Source organism: Methylobacterium sp. ap11 (assembly GCF_900110515.1).
In the GTDB taxonomy this organism is placed as follows: domain Bacteria; phylum Pseudomonadota; class Alphaproteobacteria; order Rhizobiales; family Beijerinckiaceae; genus Methylobacterium; species Methylobacterium ajmalii.
The window spans coordinates 38,945-56,097 of record NZ_FOEB01000003.1; the positions used below are offsets into that span (position 1 = coordinate 38,945).

Annotated in this window: 16 protein-coding genes and 1 tRNA gene; 9 read left to right on the plus strand and 8 right to left on the minus strand. The window is 72.0% G+C overall.

All coding sequences use genetic code 11. From position 1 onward, the window contains the following. Window positions 1-26 precede the first annotated feature (26 nt). The 5 genes from BMX97_RS04765 (at window position 27) to BMX97_RS33520 (ending at window position 4,559) form a co-directional block, all read left to right on the plus strand. The gene (locus BMX97_RS04765; RefSeq protein ID WP_091746042.1) at window positions 27-1,064 is read left to right on the plus strand and encodes a branched-chain amino acid ABC transporter permease; all 1,038 of its coding nucleotides are present in this window, start codon (window positions 27-29) and stop codon (window positions 1,062-1,064) included. A gap of 2 nt (window positions 1,065-1,066) precedes the next feature. Beyond that, window positions 1,067-2,845, plus strand: a complete 1,779-nt coding sequence (locus tag BMX97_RS04770) for a branched-chain amino acid ABC transporter ATP-binding protein/permease (RefSeq protein WP_091746045.1) — start codon at window positions 1,067-1,069, stop codon at window positions 2,843-2,845. Continuing rightward, complete coding sequence (locus BMX97_RS04775) at window positions 2,842-3,591, plus strand: ABC transporter ATP-binding protein (protein ID WP_091746048.1); 750 nt, start codon at window positions 2,842-2,844, stop codon at window positions 3,589-3,591. The genes BMX97_RS04770 and BMX97_RS04775 overlap by 4 nt, the downstream gene beginning before the upstream one ends. A 240-nt stretch (window positions 3,592-3,831) precedes the next feature. Further along, window positions 3,832-3,907 (plus strand) — tRNA-Ile (locus BMX97_RS04780). A 283-nt stretch (window positions 3,908-4,190) separates the two neighbouring features. Continuing rightward, the gene (locus BMX97_RS33520) at window positions 4,191-4,559 is read left to right on the plus strand and encodes a hypothetical protein (protein WP_244538287.1); all 369 of its coding nucleotides are present in this window, start codon (window positions 4,191-4,193) and stop codon (window positions 4,557-4,559) included. 89 nt (window positions 4,560-4,648) lie between these two features. Here the strand turns inward: BMX97_RS33520 and BMX97_RS04790 are convergent, their stop codons facing one another. Further along, a complete protein-coding gene (locus tag BMX97_RS04790; RefSeq protein ID WP_091746051.1) occupies window positions 4,649-5,116 on the minus strand; it encodes a hypothetical protein in 468 nt (155 codons plus the stop codon). 307 nt (window positions 5,117-5,423) lie between these two features. Here BMX97_RS04790 and BMX97_RS04795 point away from each other — a divergent pair, with 307 nt between their 5' ends. After that, on the plus strand, window positions 5,424-5,681 hold the full coding sequence (locus tag BMX97_RS04795; RefSeq protein WP_048431425.1) for a hypothetical protein: 258 nt from the start codon (window positions 5,424-5,426) through the stop codon (window positions 5,679-5,681). 8 nt (window positions 5,682-5,689) lie between these two features. On the opposite strand, the gene argE is transcribed toward BMX97_RS04795, so the two are convergent. From argE to BMX97_RS04810, 3 genes are all read right to left on the minus strand, one after another. Then, window positions 5,690-6,886, minus strand: coding sequence for an acetylornithine deacetylase (gene argE / locus BMX97_RS04800; RefSeq protein ID WP_244538288.1), 1,197 nt, complete (start codon window positions 6,884-6,886; stop codon window positions 5,690-5,692). Window positions 6,887-7,065: 179 nt separating this feature from the next. After that, on the minus strand, window positions 7,066-7,407 hold the full coding sequence (locus BMX97_RS04805; protein ID WP_091746056.1) for a DUF1491 family protein: 342 nt from the start codon (window positions 7,405-7,407) through the stop codon (window positions 7,066-7,068). Between the two features lie 110 nt (window positions 7,408-7,517). Next, entirely contained in the window at window positions 7,518-7,721 is a 204-nt protein-coding gene (locus tag BMX97_RS04810; protein ID WP_091746059.1) for a hypothetical protein, read from the minus strand. A gap of 471 nt (window positions 7,722-8,192) precedes the next feature. Here BMX97_RS04810 and BMX97_RS04815 point away from each other — a divergent pair, with 471 nt between their 5' ends. From BMX97_RS04815 to BMX97_RS04825, 3 genes are all read left to right on the plus strand, one after another. Then, entirely contained in the window at window positions 8,193-9,359 is a 1,167-nt protein-coding gene (locus BMX97_RS04815; protein WP_091746062.1) for an MFS transporter, read from the plus strand. Between the two features lie 42 nt (window positions 9,360-9,401). Next, window positions 9,402-10,460: a spore photoproduct lyase family protein gene (locus BMX97_RS04820; protein ID WP_091746065.1), complete on the plus strand. Its 1,059-nt coding sequence runs from the start codon at window positions 9,402-9,404 to the stop codon at window positions 10,458-10,460. Window positions 10,461-10,663: 203 nt separating this feature from the next. Then, the gene (locus BMX97_RS04825; protein WP_244538289.1) at window positions 10,664-11,701 is read left to right on the plus strand and encodes a CorA family divalent cation transporter; all 1,038 of its coding nucleotides are present in this window, start codon (window positions 10,664-10,666) and stop codon (window positions 11,699-11,701) included. 55 nt (window positions 11,702-11,756) lie between these two features. Here BMX97_RS04825 and BMX97_RS04830 read toward each other — a convergent pair whose 3' ends face one another. The 4 genes from BMX97_RS04830 to BMX97_RS04845 all read right to left on the minus strand — a co-directional run bounded on the left by BMX97_RS04830 (window position 11,757) and on the right by BMX97_RS04845 (window position 17,097). Next, window positions 11,757-12,140 carry a response regulator gene (locus tag BMX97_RS04830; RefSeq protein ID WP_091746069.1) on the minus strand — a complete coding sequence of 128 codons (384 nt, stop codon included), beginning with the start codon at window positions 12,138-12,140 and terminating at the stop codon, window positions 11,757-11,759. A gap of 34 nt (window positions 12,141-12,174) precedes the next feature. Then, window positions 12,175-15,009 (minus strand): PAS domain-containing protein, encoded by a 2,835-nt coding sequence (locus tag BMX97_RS04835; RefSeq protein ID WP_091746072.1) that lies wholly within the window; start codon window positions 15,007-15,009, stop codon window positions 12,175-12,177. A 213-nt stretch (window positions 15,010-15,222) separates the two neighbouring features. Then, window positions 15,223-16,125, minus strand: a complete 903-nt coding sequence (locus tag BMX97_RS04840; RefSeq protein ID WP_091746074.1) for a DMT family transporter — start codon at window positions 16,123-16,125, stop codon at window positions 15,223-15,225. Between the two features lie 21 nt (window positions 16,126-16,146). Beyond that, on the minus strand, window positions 16,147-17,097 hold the full coding sequence (locus tag BMX97_RS04845) for an alpha/beta hydrolase (RefSeq protein ID WP_091746077.1): 951 nt from the start codon (window positions 17,095-17,097) through the stop codon (window positions 16,147-16,149). Between the last annotated feature and the right edge of the window lie 56 nt (window positions 17,098-17,153).

Genomic DNA, 17,153 nt, shown 5'->3' on the forward strand with positions numbered 1-17,153 from the left:
CCCAAAGACGCCCAGGATACCATTCCGTGGACGCAACGATCCTCCTTCTCCTCCTCCAGGACGGCGTCGTGAACGGCGCGATCTACGCGCTGATCGCTCTGTCGCTGGTCCTGGTCTTCACCGTCACGCGGGTCATCCTGATCCCGCAGGGCGAGTTCGTCGCCTACGGGGCGCTGACGCTGGCGAGCCTGGAGGCCGGCACCCCGCCGGGCACCGTGCCGCTGCTCCTCGGCCTCGGCGGCCTCGCCTTCCTGGCCGATTGTGCCGAGGGACGCCACACCCTCGACGGGCGCGGGCTCCTGCGCCTCGCGCTGCGGGACCTCGCCCTGCCGGCGCTCGTCGCCGCCGCGGCCTGGGTCCTGGCGCCGACGAAGCCCGGCCTCTTGGTCGAGATCCTCCTGACCCTCGCCATCGTGACGCCGATGGGCGGCTTCCTGCACGCGGTGGCGTTCCGGCCGCTGGCGCATGCCTCGGTGCTGGTGCTCCTGATCGCCTCGGTCGGCGTGCACCTGGCGCTGACCGGCCTCGGCCTGGTGTTCTTCGGCGCGGAGGGCTCGCGCACCCCGCCCTTGTCGGAGGCCTCGTTCCCGGCCGGGCCCCTGCTCGTCAGCGGCCAGTCGCTCTGGATGATCGGGCTGACGCTGACGATCATCGTCGCGCTATGGCTGTTCTTCTCGCGCACGCTGCTCGGCAAGGCGCTGATCGCGACGGCCGTCAACCGCCTCGGCGCCCGGCTGATGGGCATCGCCCCCTCGCTCGCCGGTCGGCTCAGCTTCTCGGTCGCGGCCTTCATCGGGGCGCTGTCCGGCGTGCTGATCGCGCCGCTCACCACGGTCTACTACGACACCGGCTTCCTCATCGGCCTCAAGGGCTTCGTCGCGGCGATCATCGGCGGGCTCGCGAGCTACCCGGCGGCGGCCGCCGCCGCGATCCTCGTCGGCATCATCGAATCCGTCGCCTCGTTCGAGGCCAGCGCCTTCAAGGAGGTGATCGTGTTTATGGCGATCATCCCGGTCCTGCTTTGGCGCTCCCTGCGCTCGGCCCCGGTGGAGGACGAGGAGTGACCATGCCCACCCGTCCCGCCCCCACCCCACTCCTGACCGGCCTCTTCGCCCTCCTGGTCGTCGCCCTGCCGTTCCTGCCCGGCGTGCCGCCGTTCTGGCTCACGCTGATGATCTATGCCGGCCTCTCGGCGATCGTGGTCACGGGCCTCGTGGTACTGACCGGGGTCGCGGGCATCACCTCCTTCGGGCAGGCGATGTTCGTCGGCATCTCGGCCTACGCCACGGCGCTGCTGACCACGCAAGGCGGGCTCTCGCCCTGGCTCTCCCTGCCGGTGGCCCTGCTCCTGTCGGCCGTCGCCGCCTGGGTCATCGGGGCGATCACGCTGCGCCTGTCGGGCCACTACCTGCCGCTCGGCACCATCGCCTGGAACATCTCGTTCTTCTACGTGCTGGGCAACACCGACGCGCTCGGCCGCTACGACGGGCTGACCGGCCTGCCGCCGATCTCGCTTTTGGGCCACCCGGTGCTGGGCGGCGGCGAGGCGATGCTGCTGACCTGGGGATTCCTGGCGCTGAGCCTCTGGCTCACCCACCGCCTGCTGCGCTCGCGCACCGGCCGGGCGATCCGGGCGCTCAAGGGCGGGGTCGTCGCGGCGGAATCCTTCGGGGTCGACACGGCGCGGGTGAAGATCGTCGCCTTCGTCTACGCGGCGATGCTGGCGGCTTTGTCGGGCTGGCTCTACGCCCACATCCAGCGCGCCATCAACCCGACGCCCTTCGGCATCAATGCCGGCATCGAGTACCTGCTGATGGCGGTGATCGGCGGGGCCGGCTCGATCGGCGGCGGCGTCTTCGGCGCCGTGCTGGTGACGGTGCTGAAGGACCAGCTCCAGAACGTGCTGCCGCTGGTCTTCGGCGCGCAAGGCAACTTCGAGGCGATCGTGTTCGGGGTGCTGCTGGTGGTGATGCTCCAGCGCGCGCCGGACGGCCTGTGGCCGCTGATCGTGCGCCGCTCCGTCGCCGCACCGCCCGACCGCGGGCCGGCGCGCGAGCCCCTGGCGCCGCGCCCGGCCGCCGCCCCCGGCACGGCGCTTCTGGAGGCCGCGAACCTCAGGAAGACCTTCGGGGGCCTCGTTGCGGTCAACGACATCGGGTTCGCCGTGAGGGCCGGCGAGGTGGTGGCGCTGATCGGGCCGAACGGCGCGGGCAAGAGCACCACCTTCAACCTCGTCACCGGGGTGGCGCGCCTCACCGCCGGCGCGGTGCGGCTCCGGGGGACGGACGTGACCGGCCTGCCGGCACGGCGCATCGCCCGGCTCGGCTGCGCCCGCACCTTCCAGCACGTCAAGCTCGTCGCCGGCATGTCGGTGATCGAGAACGTGGCGCTCGGCGCCCATCTGCGCGGCGCCGCCGGCCCGGTCCGCGGCGCGCTCGGCCTCGATGCGGCGGAGGAGGCCGCGCTCTTCGCCGAGGCCGACCGCCAGCTCGCCCGGGTGGGATTGACCGCCTGCCGCGACCTGCCGGCGGGCAGCCTGGCGCTCGGCCAGCAGCGCATCGTCGAGATCGCCCGCGCGCTCTGCCTCGGCCCCCAGCTCCTCCTCCTCGACGAGCCGGCCGCGGGCCTGCGCCACCAGGAGAAGCAGGGCTTGAGCGACCTCCTGCGCCGCTTGCGCCAGGAGGGCCTCGGCATCCTGCTCGTCGAGCACGACATGGATTTCGTGATGGGGCTCGCCGACCGGCTGGTGGTGATGAACTTCGGCGCCAAGCTGTGCGAGGGCGCCCCCGCCGCGGTCCGCCGCAACCCCGCGGTGGTCGAGGCCTATCTGGGGAGCCCCGCATGACCGTCCCGATGCTCGAGGCGCATGCCGTCTCCGTCGCCTACGGCAAGGTCGAGGCGGTGCGGGGCGTCTCGCTCAGCGTCGCGCCCGGCCGGCTCGTCACGGTGCTGGGCGCCAACGGCGCCGGCAAGACCACGCTGCTCAACGCCCTGATGGGGGTGCTGCCGGCGAAGGGGATCCTCCGCTTCGAGGGGCGCGACCTAACGCGGCTGCCCGTCGAGGCCAGGGTGGCGCTGGGGTTGAGCCTGATCCCCGAGCGGCGCGAGCTCTTCTCGACCATGACCGTCGAGGACAACCTGAAGCTCGGCGCCTTCCGGTTCCGCACCTCGGGAGGCGGCGGCGACCTCGGCGAGATGTACCGGCTCTTCCCCCGCCTGGCCGAGCGCCGGCGCCAGCAGGCCGGCACGCTCTCGGGCGGCGAGCGCCAGATGCTCGCCATGGCCCGCGCGTTGATGGGCCGTCCGCGGCTCCTGATGCTCGACGAGCCGAGCCTCGGCCTCGCCCCGCTGATCGTCGCCGAGGTGATGCGCACGGTCGCGCGCCTGCGCGACGAGGGGGTGGCGATCCTGCTCGTCGAGCAGAACGCCCGCGCCGCGCTCCGCATCGCCGATCACGGCTACGTCCTCGACGGCGGCCGCGTGGTGCTGGAGGGCGACAGCCGCACCCTCCAGGCCGATGCCCGGGTCGCCGAGACCTATCTCGGCAGCCTCGGGGCCGAGGCGCCGGACCGGGCCGCGGCGACGGGCTGACCCGGGGGGCCGCGCGGGACGGCCGGCAGTGCTCAGAGCGGGAGCGCCGCCACCCGCCAGGGTCGTATCGCGGCCTCGCAGGATACAACCGCCCCCTCCCGGTCCGGAACCGCCACCGAGGGGCTTGCCGCCACCGCCCTCGCCGGGTACCTACGGACAGGTTTCGCGTCACCGTCCCCGCGACCGAGCGCGCCGCCCCGTCCGCGGGCCAGCCGCGAGGATGCCGAAGACGAAACCGAAGGGCCTGTAGCTCAATGGTTAGAGCCGACCGCTCATAACGGTCTGGTTGTAGGTTCGAGTCCTACCGGGCCCACCATTCTTCCTTCTCGATCCGCATGATTGACGGCCTGTTGTATCGGTGCCGTGCAATTCGGACCGAGACGGAGGCAAGTCCGAGCCGACCAGCCGGCTTGCCTCCGCGAGGCTTTATCCTGAGAGAACCGCCCTGTTGTGGCTCTTGCCGCCATCGGATGGGCGCTGGGAATCGTTTCCAGGGTTCCGATCGGCGAAAGCGGGCATTTGAGCGGTGCGGATCAGGGATTCGCAGCGGACGCGGCCTCACGGTGGCGAGGTCCCTCCTGCCCGGACCGAGCCGTCTCATGATCCTGTGCCCCGCCCTCCGCCGCCGCACCCTCGTCACCGTCGTCGCCGTGCTCGCCGGCTCGCCGGCCCTCGCGGACGGGCGTTCGATCGTCGGGGATTGGGCGCCCGATCCGCGCCAGTGCCGGCCGGTCGACGGGGCCGTGCGGATCGCACCGCTGGGCATGGCCGGGGACGAGTTCGCTTGCACCTTCAAGAGCGTGTCCCGGGCGGGCGACGTCGTCACCTGGCGCGGTTCCTGCTCGTTCGCCGACCGGTCGAAAGCCTCGACCGTCGTCGCGGCCCTGCAGGACGACCGGCTCTCGGTCCGGGTCGACGGCAACGCCCTCGGCTCGTATCGGCGCTGCCGAGCCGGCAGCGGGGCCTGACGCCCGGCCCCTGTCCTTCCCTGGAGCGGCGTCCGGACGGGGACCCGCCGGACCCCGCCCGGACGAACATCTGCGGGCCGCTGCCTCCCTTACGGCACCGGCACGGCGTGGCGCCGGGTACCGGTCGGGCAGCAGCGGGCGTCGTTCTCGCGCAGGACCTGCATGGTGAAGACGGCGCGACCACCCTCGAACCCGATCCGACCCGGGCCCTGGCCGAGGATGTCGCCGACTTTCCGCACGAGGACCCAGCGCCCGCCCACGGCGCGGAAGGTCGCCACCTCCAGGTTCTCGGCGTTCCCGGTCGGATCGGCCTGGAAGCGGACGAACGCGATCGCGGCGGCGCCGTCCGGTGCGTAGCCGACGGTGTAGCGAGGACCGTTGCGGGCGGTGCAGCGCGTATCGGTGCCGTCGGCGGAGACGCAGAGCGGCCGCGCCGCGCTCCGGAACCAGGCATCGACGGCACCCGCGGCGGGTCCCAGCCCCTGGGCGCTCGCCCCGCAGACGCCGGTGGCGAGGGTAAGAGCGACGAGGCCGCCGCGGCGCGCGGAACGGTGCATGCGAGATCCCCGAGCGGTGGCGGGCGGAGATCGGTCCTCCGCCCCGGGCGCCGGACCAGATCACGGGAACCCTCGCGACGGGATTAAAGATCTCGCGGCAATGCTCCTTCCGGGCCCGATCGCGGAACCTCGGGACGGCCTTCCGACGACGGGGCTTCGCGGACAGGACGATGCCGGTCGGAGGGCTTCCGTCGGGCAAGCGGTCGAGCGACGATGCCGCGTTGCCAGCGCGGCCCGATCTTCCCATCCTGGCCCCGTCGGCGGCACGCCGGCATCCCCTTGGTCGAACGCGCGAGGGAGGAGCGGCGTGGAGGATTACCGGGCCGAGTTGCTGCGCCAGGTGCGCCTCGGCGACATCGCCACCGGCGAGGCGGCAGGGGCTTGCCTGCCGGGCCTGCTGCGCCGCCTGACGCACCACGAGACCCGCGCCGGCACCGCCGCGCTGCCCTGGCGCCTCTATCACCGCTGGCGCCGCGACAGCCTGCGCCGGCAGGTGGCCGATGCGCGCTGGCACGTCGAGCAGGGCCGCGCCGCCCGGATGGGGGATCTGGCCGCGCGGCGCTGAGGGCTCGCTTACGCGCAGCTCTCGGCGATCAGCCGGCGCAGGAAGGCGGCGCAGTCGGCGAGCTCCCGGGTCTCGACGTACTCGTCGGCCTTGTGGGCGCGGGCGATGTCGCCGGGGCCGATCACCACCGAGGGCACGTCGCCGAGGCTCTGGAAGAGACCGGCCTCGGTGCCGTACGAGACCTTGGCGTGGCCGTTGCGGCCGGCGAGCCGCTTGGCGACCGTGACGAGGGGCGCATCGGGGGCGATGTCGAGGCCCGGATAGTCGATCACCGGCTCGACCGCGATGCCGCAGGACGGGTCGCGCGCCTGCATCTCGGGCACCAGCACGTCGCGGGCGTAAGCGAGCACGGTCTCGGCGAGGCCGCGCGGGTCGTCGCCGGCGATGGCCCGGAACTCGAACCCGACGGTGCAGCGGTCGGGCACGATGTTGAGCGCCGTGCCGCCCTGGACGAGGGCGGTGAGCCCGGTCGTGTGGGGCACGTCGTAGAGCTCGTCGCGGACGCCGTCGCGGGAGAGCCCCTCGGCGGTCAGCCGCACCCGCTCGATGAAGCGGGCCGCGTACTCGATCGCGTTGACGCCGGTGGGCGCCAGCGCCGAGTGGCAGGCCCGGCCCCGGAAGGTGACCTTGGCGCCGTACTTGCCCTTGTGGCCGATCACCACCGCCATCCCGGTCGGCTCGCCGACGAAGCAGCCGAGGGGCTTCACGCCCCGCTCGCGCATGTGGCCGATGAGCGGGCGCACGCCGAGGCAGCCGACCTCCTCGTCGTACGAGATCGCGAGGTGCAGCGGGCGGCTGAGCGGGGCCGCCGCCATCTCGGGCAGGAGCGCCAGGCAGACCGCCAGGAATCCCTTCATGTCCGAGGTGCCGCGGCCGTAGAGGCGCCCGTCGATCGCGGTCAGGCGGAAGGGGTCGTGGGTCCAGTCCTGGCCCTCCACCGGCACCACGTCGCTGTGGCCCGACAGCACGTAGCCCGGCCGGTCGGCCGGCCCGACCGTGACCCACAGGGCCGCCTTCTCCCCCGTCTCGTCCGTCACCCGCTCGACCGCGGCGCCGTGGCGCCGGCAATAGGCCTCGACGTGGTCGACGAGGGGCAGGTTGGTCGCCGAGCTGACCGTCTCGAAGGCCACCAGGGTGGCGAGGAGGTCGGTGATCGCGGGAAGGGTCGGATCGGCGGGGGACGAAGCGGAGGGGGATGGGGACACGGTGGGGGCCTGACGGAGAAGGGACGGAGCGTCGCGCCGGGGCGGAACGGCCTTGTCGGCGTACCGGACGGGCAGGGCGGACCCTGCAGGGTCGGTGCCACCGCGGGACGGCCGGACCCTCCCCTTATGCCGTGTTCGAGCCCCGGCGGACAGCCGGGCGCCGACGCACCGCCTGGCTTCTACCCGGCGAGATCGAGGAAGTGCCGGCCCTCGCGGTCGTCGATCTCGACGATCCAGAGATCGGAATCGAACCGGATCTCCTTGGCGAGCCGGGCCTCGACGTCGGGCGGGAAGGCCTCCCGCATCAGGGGCTCGAAGCGGCGCCCGCCGGTCTCGTCGTCCTCGAACAGGGCCTGGGGCGCCGGGCCGTAGAGGTCGGCGCGGCCGTCGAGGCGGTCGACCTTGACGAAGATCGCGCCGGCCTCGGGCGCGCCGCGCCGGCGCTGCACCGCGCTCAGCCCCTCGACGGCGCAGCGGCGCAGGTGGGCGGCGACCCAGAAATCGGAGCGCAGGCGGGCCATCGGGCAGGAGGTCCTCGGCAAGTCCTTGGGGAGGTTCCTCATAGGACGACGCCCGATCGCGGGGCAATCGGGCGTCGTGGGCTCGAGGCATCGGGTCGGGGGGTGCCGGATCAGGCGGCGCGGGTCGCCCCGGAATCGAGCTCGGCCACGTCGGCCCGCTCGCGCCAGTCCTCGACGCCGTGCTGGCGGGCGAAGCGCAGGGCGGCGGCGCGCACCGCCCGGTCGGGATCGCGGGCGCGGCCGATCTCGACGGCCCCGACGGTGAACGGGACCCCGAGGATCTGCTTGGCGAACAGCACGCGGTACTGCGACATGGTGCATCTCCCTGGACACTGGATCGCGTCGACGAGGGTGCGGGTGTCCCCGCTCGAAGGCTCCCGAGGCGACCTCGCCGCGGCCCGTGGAGGGGCCGGGGCCGCGGGGCCGGATGCTGCGTCGCATCCCGGCCCGCGAGGGAACCGATCGACCACGATCGATGGATCGGTATGGGGGCGGGCCGGTGTCCCAGCCGCCCGATTAGAGAGATGGGGATCGATCTCCCCCGACGGAAGGTACCCCGGGGGGCGTGCGATTGCCGCATGTCGGGGGGCAGGGATGTCCGACGGGCAGAGCCGGTGTGCGGGCCAAGCCCGTGCCGCGGCGCGAAAAGCCGCTATGTCGGATCACCGTCCACCAGGGCGATCCCCCGGCGCGGTCGTCTCCCGGGCATCCTGCCGCGCGATACCGCCCCAAGTTCCCGCCCCCAAGTCTCCGTTCCCGCCCAGGCCCCTCCCCGGAAGCCATCGATGACCGCGCTCACCGCCGCGACCCGCCTGAGCCTCAGCCTGATCGCCGGCGGGGCGGTCGCCAACATCTACTACAACCAGCCGCTGCTCGGGCTGCTCGCCCAGGTCTTCGGCCACGACGCCTCGGTTCTGGTGCCGACCGCGACGCTCGCCGGCTACGGCCTCGGCATCCTCGGCCTCGTGCCGCTCGGCGACGCCCTGCCGCGGCGCAGCCTGATCGTCGGTCAGCTGCTGCTGCTCGCCGCCGTGCTGGTCCTGGCAGCGGCGAGCACGAGCCTGTGGGTCCTGGTGCTGGCGAGCTTCCTGATCGGCGTGCTGTCGACCGCCGCCCAGCAGGCGGTGCCCTTCGCCGCCGAGCTGGCGCCGGACGCCACGCGCGGCCGGATGGTCGGCCAGGTGATGACGGGCCTGCTGCTCGGCATCCTGCTCGCCCGGACCCTGAGCGGATTCGTCGGCGCCTGGGCCGGCTGGAGGGCGGTGTTCTACGGGGCGGCCGGGCTCGCGGTGGCGCTGGCCGGCCTCGCCCGGCTCGGCCTGCCGGGGACGGCGCCCAGCACCCGGATCCGCTACGGGGCGCTCCTGGCCTCGCTCCTCGACCTCGTGCGCGAGCAGCCGGTCCTGCGCCGGGCGGCACTCGCCCAGGCGCTGCTGTTTGCCGCCTTCAACGCATTCTGGACCACCCTGGCGCTCCTCGTCGAGGCGCCGCCCTTCGGGCTCGATCCCGCCGGGGCCGGGCTGTTCGGGCTCATCGGGGCGGCGGGCGCGCTCTGCGCCCCGGTGGCCGGGCGCTTCGCCGATACCCGCAGCCCGCGCCCGGTGCTGGTCGGCGGCGGCGCGCTCACGCTCGCCGCCTTCGCGGTGTTCGGGCTCCTCGGCGGCCATTCGCTGGTAGCCTTGGCGGTGGGCGTGCTGCTCATCGACATCGGCATCAACACCGCGCTCATCGCCAACCAGACCCGGGTCTATGCGCTCGCGCCGGGCGCGCGGGGCCGGATCAACACCGTGTTCTTCACCGCGATCTTCGCCGGGGGCGCGCTCGGCGCCTCTGCGGGCACCCGGGCCTTCGCGGCCGGCGGCTGGCCGGCGCTCTGCGCGGTCGGCGGCGCCTTCGCGGCGGCGGGCCTGCTCGTGCCCCTGCTGGAGCCCCGCGACCGCCCTAGATCCTGAGAGCCCGCGCCCTGCACGCAAGCCCCGCATCCGAGCCCGTCCCTGTCAAACCTCCTGGCCATCGACACGATCTACCTCGAGCCCGCCGTCGCGGCCTATCCTCTCGGCCGGGAGATCCTGGAGCGGTTCGGGCCGGCGCGGCGGATCGAGGTCGCCTCGCACTGGAACATCCCGGAGCTGCACGGCAATGCCGGCTCGGTCGAGGACTGGGTGCGGATCAAGCGCTCGACCCTGGTGCTCGGGGTCAAGAAGGGCCTCGCCTCGCGGCCGAACGGCCGCAGCGCCCACTTCATCGCGCCGTCGAGCTCCAACGGCTGCGCCATGGCCTGCGCCTATTGCTACGTGCCGCGCCGCAAGGGCTACGCCAACCCGATCACCCTGTTCGTCAACACCGAGGCGATCGGCCGGGCGATCGCCCGCCACGCCGCCGGGCAGGGCCCCCTCCCCGCCCCCGACCAGATCGACGACCGGCACTGGGTCTACGACCTCGGCGAGAACGGCGACCTCTCGGTCGACGCGCTGGCGAGCGGGGGCGTGCGCGACCTCGTCGGGCTGTTTCGCGGCATCCCGAACGCCAAGGCCTCCTTCGCCACCAAGTTCGTCAACCCGGACCTCCTCGCCTACAGGCCCGAGGGCAAGACTCGCATCCGCTTCTCGCTGATGCCCGAGCGCATCGCCCGGGTGGTCGACGTGCGGACCTCGCCGATGCCGGAGCGGATCGCCGCGATCGACGCCTTCGTGGCCGCCGGCTACGAGGTCCACGTCAACTTCTCGCCGGTGATCCTCTACGAGGGCTGGGAGGAGGATTGGCGGGCGCTGTTTCGCGCGCTCGAGGCCGGCATCGGCCCGGCCGCCAAGGCGCAGCTGAAGGCCGAGATCATCTTCCTCACCCACAACGCCGCCCTGCACGAGGTGAACCTGCGCTGGCACCCCAAGGCCGAGGCGCTGCTGTGGCGCCCCGACATCCAGGAGACCAAGCGCTCCGAGGGCGGGATGGAGAACCTGCGCTACCGCACCGGCTGGAAGGGCCGCTGGCTGTCCCGGTTCAAGGCGCTGCTGGCCGAGGAGCTGCCGTATTGCGGCGTGCGCTACGCGTTCTGAGGGACGCGGCCCGGCAGCGGGCGCCGTCATCGAACCGTCGCGCTCCGTCCCTAGAGCGCTTCACGATCGCGTTGCAATCGCGAAGCTCTCTAGAATTTTGATTTTGCCGCATTTTCGTCGACGAACCGGCATCCACTTCGTCGGAAAATGCTCTAGCCCTCGGGCCACGCCGTCTCCGGCGAAGAGGCGCGAAGGACGCTGCGATGACCCATCTCCTCAGCGACGAGCCGGCCCTGCCGGGCCTGATCTGGGCGATGCGGTTCGACGCGGGCGGGCGCGGGCGCCTGGTCGAGCCCGGCGAGGAGGTGCCGGCGCTCGGCCGCTTCGGCGACGGCTTCGTCTGGCTCCACGTCAACCTCAACGACGCCCGGGTGCCGGGCCTGATCGCCGAGGGGCGGCTCGGTCCGCCCGACCTCGCGGCGGCGGCCTTCGCCAGCGATCCGCACCAGCGGGTGAGCATCGAGGACGGCCAGGTCGGCGGTGTCATCGCCGACCTCGCCCGGGAGGCCGAGGGGCCGGAGGCCGCGCCCGAGCGGCTGCCCGACGCCGCCGGGCGGCTGCATTTCGTGCTGGGCGCCAACTTCCTCGTCAGCGGGCGGCGGCACCCGATCGTCGGGCCCGACGCGGTGCGGGAGGTCGTCGCCGGGGGCCGGCCGCTTGCCGGGCCGGTGGCGCTCCTCGAAACCTTGATCGGCCGGGTCGCCGCGGCGATCGGGGCGCGGGGCGCCGCCCTGTCCGACCGGCTCGACGGGATCGAGGACCACATCCTCGACGAGCGCATCCGCCAGGAGACCCGCCAGCTCGGGCCGATCCGCCGCGACGCGGTGCGGCTGCATCGCCAGCTCAACGGGTTGCGGGCGGTCTTCCACCGCCTGGAGGAGGAGAGCGACGACCTGCCGGAGGAGACCCGGGAGGCCGCCGCCCGCATCGCCCAGCGGCTCGACGCCCTCGACCGCGACATGGTGGTGCTGGCCGAGCGCAGCCGGCTCCTGCAGGAGGAATTGTCCGGCCTGCTCGCCCGGCAGTCGAACCGCCAGCTCCACACCCTGTCGATCCTGACCGCCCTGTTCCTGCCGCCCACCCTCGTCACCGGCCTGTTCGGCATGAACACCAAGGGCCTGCCGCTCGCCGAGTGGGACGACGGCTCGACGGTGGCGATCCTGATCGCCGCGATGTCGGCGGCGGCCGCCTTCCTGCTGATCCGCCGGCTCGGGCTCGGCGGGCAGAGGGGCCAGGGCTGATCCTCCGAGGCTCTTGGCGATCGAGGGTCTGCTGGCGACCCATCGCGGAACCTGGTCAACCGGCGGCTGATAGGAATGAGCGAATGCTTCCGACAATGCCCGCGTGGTTGAATGGCTTGTCGTGGAACACACCACGGGCCGGGATGCTCGACAGATCCGGCTTCACCGCACCCGTCAAGATCAGTTCAATTGGCGGCCAGCGGTCTCGGATCAGGGCGGCCAGCTTCAGCCCCATCACCGATCCGCGCACATCCAGGTCCGCCATCACCACGCGGATGTCCGTGCGCTCCTCTAGGAGACGGACCGCCTTGGCGGTCGTCGTCGCCTCGACAACGTCGCAGCCGGCATCCTCGATCAGGTCCGACAGGGTCATCATCAGGATCGGTTCGTCTTCAATCAGAAGTACGATCGGTCGGCGCTCGTCGCGCTGCGTCGTCATGGGCTCCCCTCGAGAGAACCCGTCACCGCCCGGATCACGACGCCACTACCTCTGAGCTGGGCGCCCGAAATTCAGCGTCGAAGCCCAACGTGCTATAACTCAGCCGGGTGTCACGGGTTCCGACCAGTCCGAGCTGTATCAACCGCGTTCCGAAACCACGACGCGTCGGCGCCTGCGCTGGCGGACCACCACGCTCCTGCCAGGTCAGCACGGCCGTTCGATCGTCGTCATCCTCGACCCGCCAGGTAACACTGACCATCCCCGCTTCTGTCGAGAGCGCGCCGTACTTTACGGCGTTCGTGGTCAACTCGTGCAGCAGCATCGAGAGCGACAGTGTCGCCTGAGGGGCCAGCGACAGGTTGGGGCCATTAATCCGGAAGCGCTCCAGGGGCGCTTGCACGGCCAGCACACGGTCGACGACGGCGCGCATCGGCGCGGATGTCCAGCTGTCCTGCAAGAGCACATCGTGCGCCTGCGACAGGGCTACCAGCCGCTGCGTGAAAGCCTGGACTGGGGCTTGGTCCGGCACGCTGCGTAGCGTCTGGCTGGCGATACCCTGCACCATCGAAAGAGTGTTCTTGAGCCGGTGCGACAGTTCGCCGTTCAGCAGCACTTGCTGCGCCTCCGCCTGCACGCGCGCCACAGCGACCTGGATCCGATCAGCCACGGCCCGCACAAAGGCCAATTCCTCGGCTGAGAGGGCGTTGGGTCGATCGGAGTTGATGAAGCCAATCCCGACGAGGCGCCCGCGCTCCATCACGGGCACGTTGATCAGCGTCCGCACACCGATCGCGAGCAGCTTCACCGCGCTCTTCTGCGTGCGTGGGTCGCGCTCCACATCCTTGATCAGGACGGCTGCGCCGCGCCGCAGGTCCTCGATGTATGAGCCGTAGTCGCGGAAATCGTGCAGGCCCGCGACGGAGGCAATCCCCGGTGCGCACCAATCGGATGGAACCTCTACCGTCTCGCGTGCGACATCGACCAAGCCATAACCGGCACGTGTTGCACCGAGCATCCGCGCGACGGTCCCAGCCGCTGCGTGTACGATGGTGGGCACCGTGCCAAGGTCGCGCAACTGGTCACCTATCTCGACCAATGCTGCCTGCCGCGCCTCGGCGGTTCGACGGGCGGTCACGTCGCTCGCCGCCCCGAACCACTCTGCGATCTCGCCGTGCTCCTCGAAGAGGGGGACGGCGCGCGAGAGCGTCCAGCCGAAGCTTCCATCGGCCCGCCGCACCCGATGCTCAAGCTCGAACGTACCCTTGCGCCGGATCGCATCCTCGATCGCTGCCATCATCTCCGGGCGATCGGCGGGATCGATGTACAGGTCGAGCCAGTGCACGGTTGGCACGACCGTGTCGGCGAGAAAGCCATGCCCGTCGAGCTGGCGCATCTCCTGCCAGTCGGGACTCATCCGGTAGACGGACTGTGCGCCCGCAGTCACGAGCGCCCTCAATCGGCTCTCGCTCGCGGTCAGCGCGGCCTGGGCAGCGCGTCGTTCCTCGATATCGAGCAGGACGCCAGGAAAGCTCAGCGGTGTGCCATCCTCCGCCCTGTCGACTCGACCGTTGGCCTCGATCCAGTAGTAGCGCCCGTCCGCGCGGCGCACCCGGTACTGATGGGCGTAGGCACCGCCACGCAAAATAGCGGTGGTGATGGCGGTCGATAACCCGCGCTTGTCGTCGGGATGCACGGTGGCGACGATCTGAGCGAGCGGGATGCCTTTACGTCCGAGGGCCGGGTCAAGGCCGAAGGTCTGGGCGAAGGCTTCGTCGATGGTGAAGCGGTCCGAGGGAATGTCCCAATTCCAGGTGCCGATGATCGCCCCGGCCGCCAGCGCCAGCTGCACGCGCTGGACGCTCTCCCGAGCCAGTGCCTCGCTGGCGTGCAGGGCGTCCTGCACCTTGCGGCGCTCGGTGACGTCCCGGACGGTGCCGAACATGCCGACGACGGTCCCATGCTCGTCGCGGGTGAAGCTCGCCCGACGTGCGATCCAACGCAACTCGCCGTCGTCCGCACGGTGGATGCGGTACTCGACATCGAGCGCTGCGCTGCCATCCTCGCGGCTCGCGTCGCGGGAGCGCACGTTGGCGTCCTCGGGCAGCACCAGCGCCTCGAAGGTTGCGGCCGAGTAGAGGGGCGCGATCGGCACGCCGTAGAGGCGGCAGAACTCGGCCGAGACCTGCATCATGCTGGAAGCGACGATCAGCTCGAACGTGCCGACGCCACCGGCCTCTTGGGCGAAGCGCGAGCGTTGGTCGCTGACGCGGAGGAAGATATTCTGCGCCTCGCTCACTGCGGCGCGCGCGAGCGCGGAGGCCTGCGCCTCCCTCTTCTCGACGGCCTCGGCCCTGTCGCGGGCCATCGATCGTCGCGCCTCAAGGAGGAGGACGACCTGGCGGCCCAAGGCGCGCAGGTCGTCACCCTGTTGCGGGGTCAGCCCTTTGGGCCGGGAAACGGTATCGATGACACACAGCGAGCCGACGACCGCGCCGTCCGTCAGGCGCAGCGGCGCTCCGGCGTAGAAGCGGATATGGGGCTCTCCCGTGACGAGGGGGTTTGATGCCGTGCGCGGATCAGCGGCGAGGTCCGGGATGACGAGCAGGTCGGGCTCGGTGAGCGCGAACTTGCAGACCGAGCCCTCAAGGCCGGTTTCGCAGCGCGGGAAGCCGACGTTGGCCTTGAACCACTGTCGATCAGCGGCGACGAGGCTCACGAGAGCGACGGGTGCCGCACAGAGGCGAGAAGCGAGGCGCGCGACGTCATCGAAGCTCTGCTCGGTCGGAGTGCCGAGCACCGCCAAGGCATCGAGAGCCGCGAGCCGGTCCGGATCGGCGATAGAATGGCCAAGGGGGTCGATTTGCGTCACAGCAGCTCACACGCACGGCGAGCCCTTCCCACCCGTCTGCATCTCGTTTGTAGCGGCGACGTTCCGCTTTGCCAGCCGGTTTCGGTCGGCGATTGGTCCCGATGCATACATGTACCAGGTCGCGAGCCGCTCTTGGATGCTGCGGATCAGTGCGCTTACCACCCCCAGCGGTCATTCACGCGGTCATGATCGACCGTGCGTCCGAGCGGCGGCTCAAGCCGCCTTGCGCCCGAAGAACTCCGCCACCGCGATTCCACCGAGCACCAGGGCGAGCGCCAGCGCCTCGACGGTGCCGAACGGCTCGCCCACCAGCCCCACCGCCAGGAGCGCCCCGAAGGCCGGGACGAGGTTGTTGAACAGGCCGGCGCGGTTGGGGCCCAGCGTCTCGACCCCGCGCATGTAGGCGAGTTGCGCCGCGAGCGACGGCCCCAGCGCCGTGAAGGCGATCAGCCCCCAGCCGGCGGCGCCGGGCCACAGGGTGCGGCCGCTCGCCCACTCGCCGAGCAGGAGCGGCAGCGAGGTCGCCCAGGCCGCCACCGCCATGGCGGCGAAGAAGGCGAGCGCCGGCACCGCCGGGCGCGCCGGCAGGGCGATGGTGTAGCCGGCGTAGAACAGGCAGGCGAGCGCGGCCAGAAGGTCGCCGCGGTTGAGGTCGAGGGCGGCGAGCCGGGCGAGATCGCCCCGGCTCACCACCAGCACCACCCCGCCGAGCGTGATGGCGGCGCCGAGGAGCTGGCCGCCCCGCACCGGCACGCCGCGCACGAGGAAGTTGAGGACGAGCACCAGGACCGGGATCGTGCCCTCGATCAGCGCCAGGTTGACCGCGCTGGTCATCGCGCCCGCCTCGTAGGTCAGCGCGTTGAAGCCGGTATAGCCGAACCCGCCCATCAGGAGGATCATCGGCCAGTGCGCCCGCAGGGTCGCGCGGTGGCGGATCGTCTCGCGCCCGGCCAGGACCGCGATGGCGGTGAGCGCGATCGACCAGCGCAGGGCCACCAGCGCCTGGGGCGAGACGAGGCCGACCGCGACCTTGCTCGCCACCGCGTTGCCGGCCCAGAGCAACGTCGCGAAGGTCAGGAGCGCGTAGGCGAGCGCCGCCGCCCGGCCCGGCGCCACGCCGGGCGCCCTACCCCGCCCTCACGCGAGCGCCATCAGGAACCGCTCGATCAGCTCCAGGGCCCGCTGGGTCATCGCCAGGTTGTAGCGGATGAAGACGTGGCAGCCGCCGGTATAGACCGAGGTGTAGCCGCCGTTGTTGGCCGAGGCCCAGCGCATCGACATGAACAGCGTGTCGTCGAGGAGCGGATCGCGGGTGCCGACCGAGAACAGCGCCGGGGGCAGGCCGGCGAGGTCGGCGTAGAGCGGGGAGACGTCCGGCGAGCGCCGGGCGACGCCCTCGGGCACGAAGCCGTCGGCGAAGCGGCGGATGTCGGTCGAGTTGAGGACGAGGCGCTCGTCGCCCCAGTTGCGGGCGCTCGCGGTCACGCCGAGGTCGTAGAGGCCGGAGAACAGGTTGGCGCCCCGGAAGGCTTTCGGCAGCCGGTGGCGGTCGCGCAGGCGCAGGAGCGTCATCACGCTCAGGTGCGCCCCGACCGATTCGCCGCCGATGGTCAGGGCCTCGACCCCGAACAGCGCCCGGCCCTCGCGGTAGAGCCAGAGCGCCGCCGCCTCGCAATCGTCGATCGGCGCCGGGTAGGGGTGCTCGGGGGCGAGGCGATACTCGACCGAGACGCAGACGAAGCCGCAGCGCTCGGCGATGCGCTCGAGCCAGGGATCCTGCTCGTCGGCCCCGCCCCAGACCCAGCCGCCGGAATGGATATGCAGGTAGGCGCCCCGGGCCTTGCGCTGGGGCCGGATCACCCGGAGCGCCAGCGGGCCGCCGGGGCCGGCGATCGTGATCGTCTCGGCCCGGGCGCTGCGCGGCATCGCCGGGTAGGCGATGCTGCCGCGGCGGCGGCGCTCGCGCACCTCGGCCACCGGCATCGACCACGGGTCGGGCGCCTGGGCCTGCGCGGCGATGATCTCCCGGTTCAGCCGCTCGGCGTCGGGATCCGTTTTCGCCGGGTCGAAGAGCGCGTGGTCGATCATGCTCGGGGTATCAATCTCGCGGCGCCGCGCCGGGGCGGGGCGTCTCGGGGTTGCGG